Source organism: Caballeronia sp. LZ008, assembly GCF_031451435.1.
Classification (GTDB): Bacteria; Pseudomonadota; Gammaproteobacteria; order Burkholderiales; family Burkholderiaceae; genus Caballeronia; species Caballeronia zhejiangensis.
In genome coordinates, this window is sequence record NZ_JARUXK010000002.1 from 534,862 (window position 1) to 546,192 (window position 11,331).

An 11,331-nucleotide genomic window follows, 5' to 3' on the forward strand; every position below is an offset into this window, starting at 1 on the left:
CTCCGACGGAACGAAGTTTTTGTCACGAAGAAAGCAGGCGTGGAGATTTGGCGCGACGCCCGCATTGCCGTCGCGTGCACATGCTTATGACTTCCGTTGCCATAGCGATATGTGCATCGCTACGTTGGTCCGAATGGGCGCTCGTCTTAGCATCGGAAGCTTTCGCCAACCAGAGCTTCCGCCATGTCGAAAACAAAAACCACCGATCGCCGCGCTTTTCTCTCCCTGACCGCGCGGGCCGCGACGGGCGCCGCCGCGCTCGCGGTCACGCCGGCATCGTTCGCCCAGCAAGCCGCGCAAGCGCAGCCGCGCGTGTTGCGCATCGGCAATCAGAAAGGCTATCTGAACCTGCTCAAGGGACGTGCAACGCTGGAGAAGCGTCTGGCTCCGCTCAACGTATCCGTGAGCTGGACGGAGTTCTCCGCGGGTCCGGTGCAGCTCGAAGCGCTCAATGTCGGCTCGATCGATTTCGGCGACGTGGGCGAAGCGCCGCCGATCTTCGCGCAGGCGGCCGGCGCGCCGCTCGCCTACGTCGCCGCCACGCCGACGCGGCCGCATTCCGAAGCCGTGCTGGTGCCGGCGCAATCGTCCGTCAAAACGGTGGCGGATTTGAAAGGCAAGCACATCGCGTTGAACAAGGGCAGCAATGTCCATTACTTCCTCGTGAAGCTGCTGCGCCAACATGGCCTTCAGTATCGCGACGTCGAACTCGCCTATCTCGCGCCCGCCGACGCGCGCGCCGCCTTCGAGCGCGGCTTGATCGATGCGTGGGTCATCTGGGACCCGTACTTCGCCGCCGCGCAGCAGTCGCTGAATGCGCGCGTCGTGGCGGACGCGAGCGGCGTCGTGGGCAACCGCGCCTACTATTTTTCGTCGCAAGGCTATGTGGCGAAGAATGCCGACGTGATCCGGATCGTCATCGAGGAGATCAAGGCCGTCGATCAATGGGGCAAGCAGCATCCGGACGAACTCGCGAGCGAACTCGCGCGGCTTTGGGGCCTGCCCAAACCTGTCGTCGATCTCGCGGTGAGCCGGCAGGTCTTCGGTACGGAAGCCATCACGCGGGCGATCATCGCGGAGCAGCAGCAGATCGCCGACACCTTCGTCGAGCTCGGGCTGGTGCCGAAACATGTCGACGTGCTGAGGGCCGCGCCGCCCGGTCTTGCTTGACGGCCGTCGATGCCTCGGGCGCCGCGCCTGAAAGCCGCGGCATCGTGTAGCGATCCTCGCAAGACGTCAGAACACCCGCCCTTCGGTCAGATGCGTCGTCACGCCGTTGAGCGCGTAATCGCCGATCACGCGCGCCTTATGCATCAGCGGATTGTGGCTGAAGATCGTGCGCAGATTGCGCCAGTGGCGATCGAAGTTATGCGCGCGCGCCGTCGCCGATGCGCCGCCCGCTTCGAACATGCGCTCCGCCGCGCTCAACGCGAGCTTGCTGACGACGATCTGCGTGCGCGCCGTCGCGAGCGCGCCTTCCAGCACGAGCGCGTCGGCGTCGGCATCGCCGTTGCGGATCGCTTGCGACGATCGTTCGAGCACGCGCGCGTTGTCGCGCACGAGCGCATCGATCGCGTGACTGTTCGCGCTCAATTCGCCCACGACCTGCTGAATGAACGCATCCTCGCGGGCCGACGGCGCCGCGCTATGCAGCACGGGGCGTCCGTGTTTCAGCACATAGCGCTCCGCATCCGCGACGACGTTGCGTACGATGCCCGCCGCCACCGCCACCAGATGCAACTGACGCAGCGCGCCACCGTGACGGCCCGTGAGCGTCGTCTGCACGCGCGGCGTGACTTCGTCCGCGTACACGATCAGATCGTCGAACTCGAGACTGCCGCTCGCGGTCATGCGCTGCCCCATGCCGTCCCAGTCGTCGAGCACGCGCAGCCCCTCGCGTTGAACCGGCACGACGGCTATGGCGGCCTCGCCGTGTTCGTCCTGCACGTTCAGGCGCGCGTAGTCGGAGAACGCGGTGCCCGTCGCGTAATACTTGCGGCCGCTCAGACGAAAGTGATCGCCTTCGCGCCGAAGTTGCGTCGTGATTTCGCCGGGGCGCGACGTGCCCGCTTCGGTCGATGCGCCGCCGAAGATCGCGCCTTCCGCCACGCGCTTGATCTGCAATGCATTGAACGGCGTGCGCGGCGCAAGCAGCAGCGCTTCGGTCTGGTCGAAGTGAATGCGCAACGCGTGCGCGACGTTGCTTTCGTGCGCGGCAAGCGTTGCGATCACGTCGAAGACGTCTTCGAGCGAGCCGCCGAGTCCGCCCCATTCGAGCGGAAAGCGCAACGTCCCGAGGCCCGATCGACGAAACAGCGCAAAGGCATCGAACGGCAGTTCGCGGCGCGCCTCGCGCGCGGCCGCATCTTCGCCGATGGCCTGTGCCAGCTCAGGCAGCGCGGCGAGCGCGGCTTCGAGTTTCTGATTTTTATTCGACATATGACGTGACGTTCCTATGGTATTGATGCGTGCTCTACGCGGCCTGCGCGTCGAATCGTTTGCCGGGAATCGCTTCGAGCAGCGTGCGCGTGTACGCATGCTTCGGCGCGCGCCATATCTCGCGATGATCGCCGCTTTCGACGATGCGCCCGCCATGCATCACATGGACGCGGTCGGCGATATAGCGCACCACCGAGAGATCGTGCGAGATGAAGAGATAAGCGAGCCCGAGGTCGCGTTTCAGCTCGACGAGCAGATTGAGTATCTGCGCCTGAATGGACACATCGAGCGCGGAGACGGGTTCGTCGCAGATCAGCAGCGCGGGCTCGAGCACGAGCGCGCGCGCAATGCCGATGCGCTGCCGCTGACCGCCCGAAAACTCGTGCGGATAGCGATCAAGCGCGGCGCTCGGCAAACCGACGCGATCGAGCATCGCGCTTGCGCGTCGGCGGCGTTCGCGGGCATCGGCGATGCCGTTCACGATCATCACCGTATCGAGGATGTCGCCGACGCTGCGGCGCGGATTCAGCGACGCATACGGGTCCTGAAACACCATCTGCACCTGCGCCCGCAGCGGGCGCAACGCGCGTTCGCTCAGGGGCGCGAGATCGACGCCGCGCAGGCGGATCGCGCCACCCGACGCCGGCACGAGACGCAGGATCGCTTTCGAAAGGGTCGACTTGCCGCAGCCGGATTCGCCGACGAGACCCACGGTTTCGCCGCGCGCGATATCGAACGACACGTCGTCGACGGCGCGCAACGCGCCCCTGCCATGCCGATGCACATAATCGACCGTCAGATGCTGCACCGAGAGCAGCGGCGCGTCGTTGTCGAATCGCGTTTCCGGCGCGCTGACGGGCGCAAGCGGCGTCACGTTGAACGCGGGCTTGTCATCGGCGCCTTGCACGTGACGAATCTCCGGCAGCTTCCAGTCGCGGTAATGCAACTCCGTCGCCACGTTCAGCGATGCGCCCAGCAGCCCGCGCGTGTACGCATGCCGCGGCCGCTCGAAGAGTTGACGCACCGGCGCTTCCTCGACCTTTTCGCCCGCGAGCATCACGGCGACGCGATCCGCATGTTCGGCGACGACGCCGAGATCGTGCGTGATGAGCAGCAGCGACATCGACAGATCGCGCCGCAATTCGGCAAGCAGTTCGAGAATGCGCGCCTGAATCGTGACGTCGAGCGCGGTGGTCGGTTCATCCGCGATCAGCAGACGCGGACGGCATGCGACGGCCATCGCGATCATCACGCGCTGGCGCTGTCCGCCCGACAGCTCGTGCGGATAGTCGAAGACGCGTCGATGCGGCTCCGGAATACGCACGAGATCGAGCAGTTCGACGGCGCGCTTCATCGCCGCTGGCTTCGACAGCGCTTCGTGCCGTCGCAAGGTCTCGACGATCTGCGCGCCGACCGTGAGCACCGGATTGAGCGATGTCATCGGCTCCTGAAAGATCATCGAGATGTCGCGGCCGCGCACATCGCGCATTTCACGCGGGCTCAGCGCGAGCACGTCGCGTCCGTCGAAGCGGACGCTGCCCGTCACGCGGCCCGGCTCCGGCACGAGCCGCATGAGCGACAGCGCGGTCGCCGATTTGCCGCAGCCGGACTCGCCGACGAGCGCGAGCGTCTCGCCTTCGGCTATGTCCAGATCGATGCCGCGCACCGCGCGATGCGCGCCGAAACTCACGCGCAGATCGCGCACTTCAAGAAGATTCGCCACGGACAGGTCTCGGGTCAGGAACGTTCGCGCATGCGCGGGTTGAGTGCGTCGTTGAGGCCGTCGCCGAGCAGATTGAGCGCGAGCACCGCGAGCACGATCGCCGCGCCCGGCACGGCGGTCAGATACCACGCGGTGCGCAAGGAATCGCGCCCCGCGCCGATCATGCCGCCCCATGTGACGACGTTCGGGTCGCCCATGCCCAGAAACGACAGCGAAGACTCGATCAGGATCGCGCTCGCGACCATCACCGATGCGGTCACGATCACCGGCGGCAGTGCGTTCGGCAAAATCTCGCCGAAGATGATGCGCGCGTCGGAAAAGCCCTGACTGCGCGCGGCGAGCACGAAGTCCGACGAACGCAGCGTGCGGAACTCGGCGCGCACGATACGCGCGACCGTCGGCCACGAAGCGATGCCGATGGCCAGCGCGATCACCGTCACGTTCGGCCGCCCTATCGCGACGATCACGATCACGAGCAGAAACGACGGCACGGTTTGAAACAGCTCGGTGACGCGCACGAGAAGATCGTCGATGACGCCGCCGAAGAAGCCGCCGATCGCGCCGACGAGCGTGCCGATGACGAGCCCGATCGCCGCCGCCGATGCGCCGATCAGCAGCGACACGCGTGTGCCGTGCGCGATGCCGGCGGCGACATCGCGGCCGAGCGAATCGGTGCCGAGGCGATACAGCGGGTCGCTGCCCGGCCATTCGAAGGGCGCGGCGACCATATCGAGCGGATCGCCGGGAAAAAGATACGGCGCACTCAGCGCAAGCGCGATGAACGCAGTCAGCAGCACGATGCCCGCGAGCGCGGACGGATTGCGCAGCAGCGCGCGCCACACGCCGCGCGAGGCGCGAGCGTAAGGCGCACGTTGAGCGCGCCGCGCGCCGAATAGCGCACCGGCGAGCTGGCGCCGCCACGCCGAGCCGTGGCCGGATGAAGCGAGTTCGGTGGAATCGGAAGCCATGCGTTTTCAGGTTCGATGAGTCAGACGATGCGTGGATCGAGCCACGCCTGCAGCAGATCGACCGTCACGTTGGCGACGATCACGAGCAGCGACGAAAGCAACAACACGCCGAGCAGCACGCTGAAATCGCGCGCCATGACGGCATCGAGCGCAAGACGCCCGAGGCCCGGCCAACTGAACACGGTTTCCGTGACGGCCGCGCCGCCGAGCAGCGTGCCGAAGTGAATGCCGACCATCGTCGTAAGCGGCATCAGCGCGTTGCGCAGCACATGACGCACGGTGACGCGCAGCGGATGCAGCCCCTTCGCGTGCGCGGTACGCACGAAGTCCTGGCGCTTCACTTCGAGCATCGCGGCGCGCGTGAGACGCGCGTAGATGGCGACGAAGAAAGTCGCGAGCGTCACGGCCGGCAGCAGCACATGTTTCGCGACATCGGCGGCATACGCGAAGCCGTGCAAGGACGCGCCGACGGTGATATCGCCGCCGCTCGGCAGCCAGCCGAGATGCACCGAGAACAGCACGATGGCGAGCAGGCCGATCCAGAAGCCGGGCGTCGAATACAGCACGAGCGCGAGCACGGACAGCACGCGATCCGGCCACTTGCCCGCCCAATGCGCCATGACCGCGCCGAGCACGATGCCCGCGACGATCGCAAGGGCGAGCGCCGTGCCCATCAGCAGCAAGGTGTTCGGCAGCCGCGACAGAATCAGCTGCATGACGGGCGCGTCGTAACGCGGCGAATAGCCGAGACTGCCGTGCGCGAGATGCGACAGATACGCGCCGAGCTGATGCAGCACCGGCTGATCGAGGCCGAACTTCGCGCGCAATGCCTGCAGCGTTTCGGCGGTCGCGGAGCCCGCTTCGCCCGCGAGCACATCGGCGGCGTCGCCGGGCATCAGCTTCAGCAGGAAGAAGTTCAGGACCACGATGGCGAGCATCGTCGGCAGGGCCTGCCATGCGGTGCGCCGCGCGATGGCGGCGAAGCGCGTGCGTCGGTTCATCGGCGTCCGTCCTCAGGCGCTCAGCCACACATCGGCGAGATTGCCTTCCAGCCCCTGCGCCGACACCGTGTGATTGCGCACGCGCCGGTTCGCGAGCGTGACCATGCGCGGCGCGACGAGATTCAGGATCGGCAGGTCGCGATACACGATCTGCTGAAACTGCTGATAGAGCGCCACGCGCTTCTTCTCATCCGTTTCGATCGATGCCGATTCGAGCAGCGTATCGACTTCCGCATTGCTGTAGTGCGGCGCGTTCGAGAACGGCACGCCGGGCCGGATGTTCTTCGACCAGTAGAGACGCTGCACGCCCACGCTCGGATCGAACAACGTATTCACGCCGATGCTCGTGAAGTCGAACTGACGGTCCGCATACACGCGCTTGAGGAACGAAGGCAGATCCTGCGAACGCACGGTCACGTCGATGCCCACACGCGCGAGCGCCGACTTCACGTAATCGGCCTGACGCCGGTACATGTCGCCATAAGGCAGGAAATCGTGCGTCAACTGGAAGCGCGGGCCGCCGTTCTTGCGCGGATAACCCGCGGCATCGAGCAGCTTTTCCGCGTTGGCGATATCGAATGCGTAAGGCGCGAGCTTCGCGTCGTGATACGGCGAGGCGGGCGTGATCGGCGTCGGAGAAATGTCGGCGTAACCGTAGGCGATCGTCTTCTGCACGATCTGCGGATTGATCGCATGGGCGATCGCCTGACGCACGCGCACGTCCTTCAGGATCGGATGCGCGAGATTGAAATCGATCTCCGAGAGCGGTTCCAGAAAGCGATAACCGCGCGTTTCCACGGCGAGCTGCGGCAATTGCGTGAGACGCGGCAGATCCGAAAGCGGCACCGGATTCTCGCCGCCGAGATCGAGCGCGCCGGTTTCGAACGCGGCGGAGCGCGCGGCGGCATCGGGAATCACTTTGAACACGAGCGAATCGATATACGGCTTGCCCGCGTCCCAGTAATCCGGATTGCGCTCGTAGACGATGCTCGCGCCCCGCGTCCACGACTTGAAGCGGAACGGCCCGGTGCCGATGGGCGCGTTGTTATGCGGGTTCGTCAGCGGATCGCCGTTCGCGTAGAGATGCTTCGGCACGATCGGCGATTCGCCCGCCGACAGCGCCTTCAGCAGATACGGCGCGGGCTTCGACAATTCGATGATCGCGGTGCGCGCATCGGGCGTCGATACGCGCGTCACGTTGGCGAAGGTGCTGCGCCCGCGCGGATGGATCGACTTCAACAAGTCGATGGAAAACGCCACATCCGCCGATGTGAACGGCTCGCCGTCGTGCCACTTCACGTTCTGGCGCAGCGTGAACGTGTACTTGAGACCGTCCGGGCTCACGTTCCACGCGGTCGCGAGCTGCGCCTTCGGCTTCAGATCGAAGTCATAGGCGAGCAGACCTTCGAGCACCTTCGAACTCGCGACGAGCGCGGGGCCCGTCGTCTGGAAGATCGATACGAGCACGGGCGGCTCGGGATTGATCAACATGTTGAGCGTGCCGCCACGCCTGGGTGCCGCTTCCTGCGCGAAGGCGAGCGAAGACAGGCCGGCGGACGCGAGCGCCGCGCCTGATGAGACCAGAAAATCGCGTCGGTTGAAGCCTGCCATGTGATGCCATTCCTCTCTGTTCGTTGTTCGACGGCCGAATATGACGCGCCGCGGCGATCACGATAAAACGGCAGCGCGCGCGCGTGAACGAACGGTTATGCATATGGAAAGCATGGCGGCGCGAAAAGCATGTGACGTTGGGTGCAATGCCGAGAGGCGTGTTCACACTATCGAAGTGTTTCCACGATGAGGGCGAAGTTGATAAAGCCGATGAACATCAGAATGACTTTGTCGAAGCACGAGAAAATCCGACGAAAGCCCTTCAACCGACGGAACAGCCGCGCCACTTCGTTGCGACGTTCGTACATTATCCGGTCGTACTACCAAGGCTCGACGCGCGTGCTTAACGGAGCAATACGTTGAAGTTTGTAGATTCGAAGATTTTTTTACCAGCATCCCGTTGAACTTTTCCAACGAGTTCGTATGCTGACGTCACTACTTCAACCGAGTGGCGTCTTTCCAAAAGCCTGAAAACATATGCCAAAAAGCAAGAATAACCAAACAGGTAGCAGGGCCCAATCATGATGCGCCGGTTTGCTGTGGTCGGCGATAAGCTAAGTAACAACGGTGAGATTTGCGATTACAAAGGGCCCTTTTTCACGTTGAGCGGCCATCAAGCCGCGCTTATCAACGGTGCCGCATATTGTCCCGTCTGCAAGACAACCGGCTATATCGCGAAGGAAGGCGGTCCGCGCCGCATGACGTTAGGTGCAAGCGAGATAGCGCTAGAAAATGATGTCGTCATATGCGACTGTCCGGACCATCCGCGCATCTTCGCAAGACTCGCGGGGGAAGCTTGGTACGAAGATCTTGTCGAGAGTCTCGGGGCCATCCGTCATTGCGCGACTGGAAGTGACGACATCGCTGCCGCGCCTTTGGCGTCCGTGTTCGATGAAGCGTACGTTCTTCGCAGCAAGATGAACGGCAAGCCACTCTCTAACGTGGCGTATCGCCTGATTGGCGAAAGCGGAACGCTCATCGAGGGCGTGACCGACGAAGCCGGCAGGACGCAACGCATCAGGACCAATGCGGCCGAGCGTGTGACGGTCGCGGTGGAGGATGTGAAGTAATGGCAAAGGAGTTCTTCGAAGTTCATTCGTCGATGACTAACACGGTCGAGGGTTCGTCCGTGGATGTGTATGTCAACACGGAGCGCATTTGCCCGAATATGACGAATGCGGAATTCAGAAAGATGTTCGCTGCGGCGCAGGACGAAGCAGTTCAGAAGATTGAAATGCGCCTGGCTGCGTTAGATGTCTGGAGCGCCAGCGAAAAGGCTCGTGTATGGCGATGGTTCGGCCGCAACGACGAGGCCACTCATAGGCGGCTTCGAGATGGACTCACGAAAGTCCTTGAGGTAGTGCGCGGCTTCGGGCCCGAAAACGTAGTGCGAAGTGGGAGCGAAGCAGACCATGCAACAGGCTGCCTTCCGAACTCACGCACGGATGGCGTTGCGGCGCACGTATGCGCCCCGGATACCGCCACGCACACAATGGCAATCGATCTGAACTTTTGCACGATGCGGCCGTGGAGCGGCACAGGTGACTCGCAGGCATCAACTATCATCCATGAGGCGACTCATTTTCTCGACACGATGGCAACGGGCGACCCTCAGTACACGATAACTTTCAGGCTAAAGGAATGGGGGCAGGCGCATCCGGATCTTGCAATAGTGAATGCTGACAGCGTGGCGGGGTACTGTGTCTTTTCTGAAAATTAAGCTCCTGATTCCGGCGCTCTTGCTCGCGTGGTTCGGTTCAGCACTGGCCTGTGATGGCCCACAGAATCAACGTGGAGAAAATATCGATGTTCTCTTCGCGCGAAATTCTGCGTCGCTCAGTGTCAAGGAATTGGCACGGCTCTCGGCATGGTCCGCAGAAATGCGAAAGTTTGAATACGCGGACGTTATTCAAGTGGTCGGCCTCGCGGAATCAATCGAGGTTATGCCGAGGAAGCTGGCAGAGCAGCGGGCCCAAAAGGTGTGGAGCGCCATGCAGCAGTTCGGCTTACAAAGTTCGCATTTGTGGGTAACTGGGCGCGTTTATACCGTGCGTGAGCCACGAAGGTTTTCCGAGCCGGGTGGGCAGCGGGTGGAAATCACGTTCGGTCCCGGATGCCCGAACAACTGTTGCACGCGCTAGAGGCGATCGCTACGCCACGCGCACCGCTCCCCCACCACCCGCCTAATGCATGTCGAGCACCGCGCCCTCGGGCACCGACAACCCCAGATGGCTGCGCAAGGTCTTGCCCTCATACGCGCGACGGAAAATGCCGCGCCGCTGAAGTATCGGCACGACGCCTTCCGTGAAGGCTTCGAGACCATCGGGCAGCACGTCGGGCATCAGATTGAAGCCGTCGGCGGCGCCGTTCCTGAACCAGTGCTCGATGTCATCCGCGACTTGCTCGGGCGTGCCGACGATCACGCGATGTCCGCCGCCGCCCGCCAGCGCACGGATGAGCTCGCGCACCGTGTAGCCATGCGTGCGCGCCTGCGCGAGCGTCGCGTTGAAGAACGTGTGATTGCCGTTGCCGCCATTGGGCAGCGGCAAGTCGTCGGGCAAACGCCTGTCGAGCGAAAGCGAATCGACGGGCACGCCGAGCGTGCCAGCGATGCGGTTCAGGCTGTACTGCACCGGAATCAGATCGACGAGTTCGTCACGGCGTCGCAGCGCCTCGCTTTCCGTCGAACCGATGATCGTCGTCAGTCCCGCGAGCACTTTCACCGCGTTCGCGCCGCGTCCGTAACGCGCCGAGCGCGCGTTGAGATCTTCGCGATATGCACGCGATTCATCGAACGATTGCGAGGCCGAAAACACCGCTTCCGCGTGACGCGCGGCAAGCTCGCGTCCGTCGCCCGATGCGCCCGCCTGCACCAGAACCGGATGACCCTGTGCCGAGCGCGGCAGATTCAGCGCGCCGCGCACGCTGAAGAATCGCCCACGATGATCGGCCGGATGCACCTTGTCGAGATCGACGAAGCGCCCGCTCGATTTGTCCGCGATGAATGCGTCGTCATCCCAGCTATTCCACAGCGTCTTGACGAGCGCCGCGAACTCGTCCGCGCGTGCATAGCGCGTTGCATGGTCGGGGACCGTGTCGTGACCGAAATTGCGCGCGGACGGCAGGTCCGCCGTCGTCACGATGTTCCAGCCCGCGCGCCCGCCGCTGATCAGATCGAGCGTCGCGAATCGGCGTGCGATGTTATACGGCTCGTTGTAACTCGTCGATGCCGTCGCGATCAGCCCAAGATGCGTGGTCGCGGCTGCAATGCTCGTGAGGAGCATTGTCGGTTCGAGCGCCGTGATGGGGCGCATGTCGAGCTGATCGGAGATCGCGGCGCTATCGGCGAGAAAGATTGCATCGAGACACGCGCGTTCCGCCAGCTGCGCCAGGCGCACATAGTGGCTCACGTCGAGGAATACGTTCGGATCCGAATCCGGCAGACGCCATGCCGACGGCACGAATCCGGAATGAAGCGCGTTGATGTTCAGATGCAGTTGGCGCGGGGCATCGCCGCTCATGGAAAGCTCCACAGAAAGGGATAACTCTCCATCTTGTACGGGCGACGCGAACGACGCCACGAACGAAT

10 protein-coding genes and 1 pseudogene are annotated in these 11,331 nt (G+C 63.6%); 4 read left to right on the top strand and 7 right to left on the bottom strand.

The genetic code is table 11. From position 1 onward, the window contains the following. Nucleotides 1–183 precede the first annotated feature (183 nt). Nucleotides 184–1,170: a sulfonate ABC transporter substrate-binding protein gene (locus QCE49_RS16855; protein ID WP_250456959.1), complete on the top strand. Its 987-nt coding sequence runs from the start codon at nt 184–186 to the stop codon at nt 1,168–1,170. Between the two features lie 66 nt (nt 1,171–1,236). On the opposite strand, the gene QCE49_RS16860 is transcribed toward QCE49_RS16855, so the two are convergent. The 6 genes and pseudogenes from QCE49_RS16860 to QCE49_RS16885 all read right to left on the bottom strand — a co-directional run. Then, entirely contained in the window at nt 1,237–2,439 is a 1,203-nt protein-coding gene (locus QCE49_RS16860; RefSeq protein ID WP_250456960.1) for an acyl-CoA dehydrogenase family protein, read from the bottom strand. A gap of 34 nt (nt 2,440–2,473) precedes the next feature. Beyond that, nucleotides 2,474–4,162, bottom strand: coding sequence for an ABC transporter ATP-binding protein (locus QCE49_RS16865; RefSeq protein WP_250456961.1), 1,689 nt, complete (start codon nt 4,160–4,162; stop codon nt 2,474–2,476). 14 nt (nt 4,163–4,176) lie between these two features. After that, nucleotides 4,177–5,130, bottom strand: coding sequence for an ABC transporter permease (locus QCE49_RS16870; protein ID WP_250456962.1), 954 nt, complete (start codon nt 5,128–5,130; stop codon nt 4,177–4,179). Nucleotides 5,131–5,150: 20 nt separating this feature from the next. Further along, on the bottom strand, nt 5,151–6,131 hold the full coding sequence (locus QCE49_RS16875; protein WP_250437299.1) for an ABC transporter permease: 981 nt from the start codon (nt 6,129–6,131) through the stop codon (nt 5,151–5,153). 12 nt (nt 6,132–6,143) lie between these two features. Next, nucleotides 6,144–7,742, bottom strand: coding sequence for an ABC transporter substrate-binding protein (locus QCE49_RS16880; RefSeq protein WP_008346773.1), 1,599 nt, complete (start codon nt 7,740–7,742; stop codon nt 6,144–6,146). A 167-nt stretch (nt 7,743–7,909) separates the two neighbouring features. Beyond that, nucleotides 7,910–8,098 (bottom strand): annotated as a pseudogene (locus QCE49_RS16885) (IS5/IS1182 family transposase); the annotation flags it as partial. A 165-nt stretch (nt 8,099–8,263) separates the two neighbouring features. Between QCE49_RS16885 and QCE49_RS16890 the strand changes: the two are divergent. Genes QCE49_RS16890 through QCE49_RS16900 form a run of 3 tightly spaced genes read left to right on the top strand, consistent with a single transcriptional unit; the run spans nt 8,264 to nt 9,883 of the window. Then, on the top strand, nt 8,264–8,812 hold the full coding sequence (locus QCE49_RS16890; RefSeq protein WP_250456963.1) for a PAAR domain-containing protein: 549 nt from the start codon (nt 8,264–8,266) through the stop codon (nt 8,810–8,812). Continuing rightward, complete coding sequence (locus tag QCE49_RS16895; RefSeq protein WP_175981589.1) at nt 8,812–9,462, top strand: M35 family metallo-endopeptidase; 651 nt, start codon at nt 8,812–8,814, stop codon at nt 9,460–9,462. The genes QCE49_RS16890 and QCE49_RS16895 overlap by 1 nt, the downstream gene beginning before the upstream one ends. Beyond that, nucleotides 9,443–9,883 (top strand): OmpA family protein, encoded by a 441-nt coding sequence (locus QCE49_RS16900; protein WP_160172872.1) that lies wholly within the window; start codon nt 9,443–9,445, stop codon nt 9,881–9,883. Before QCE49_RS16895 ends, QCE49_RS16900 begins: the two co-directional genes overlap by 20 nt. Nucleotides 9,884–9,925: 42 nt before the next feature. Here the strand turns inward: QCE49_RS16900 and QCE49_RS16905 are convergent, their stop codons facing one another. Beyond that, nucleotides 9,926–11,263, bottom strand: coding sequence for an LLM class flavin-dependent oxidoreductase (locus QCE49_RS16905; protein ID WP_250456964.1), 1,338 nt, complete (start codon nt 11,261–11,263; stop codon nt 9,926–9,928). Between the last annotated feature and the right edge of the window lie 68 nt (nt 11,264–11,331).

Excerpts from the sequence above, each read along its gene's own strand:
- QCE49_RS16855 (WP_250456959.1), top strand. The coding sequence starts at position 184 with ATGTCGAAAACAAAAACCACCGATCGCCGCGCTTTTCTCTCCCTGACC.
- QCE49_RS16875 (WP_250437299.1), bottom strand. The coding sequence starts at position 6,131 with ATGAACCGACGCACGCGCTTCGCCGCCATCGCGCGGCGCACCGCATGG.
- QCE49_RS16890 (WP_250456963.1), top strand. The coding sequence starts at position 8,264 with ATGATGCGCCGGTTTGCTGTGGTCGGCGATAAGCTAAGTAACAACGGT.
- QCE49_RS16895 (WP_175981589.1), top strand. The coding sequence starts at position 8,812 with ATGGCAAAGGAGTTCTTCGAAGTTCATTCGTCGATGACTAACACGGTC.
- QCE49_RS16880 (WP_008346773.1), bottom strand. The coding sequence starts at position 7,742 with ATGGCAGGCTTCAACCGACGCGATTTTCTGGTCTCATCAGGCGCGGCG.
- QCE49_RS16905 (WP_250456964.1), bottom strand. The coding sequence starts at position 11,263 with ATGAGCGGCGATGCCCCGCGCCAACTGCATCTGAACATCAACGCGCTT.
- QCE49_RS16870 (WP_250456962.1), bottom strand. The coding sequence starts at position 5,130 with ATGGCTTCCGATTCCACCGAACTCGCTTCATCCGGCCACGGCTCGGCG.
- QCE49_RS16860 (WP_250456960.1), bottom strand. The coding sequence starts at position 2,439 with ATGTCGAATAAAAATCAGAAACTCGAAGCCGCGCTCGCCGCGCTGCCT.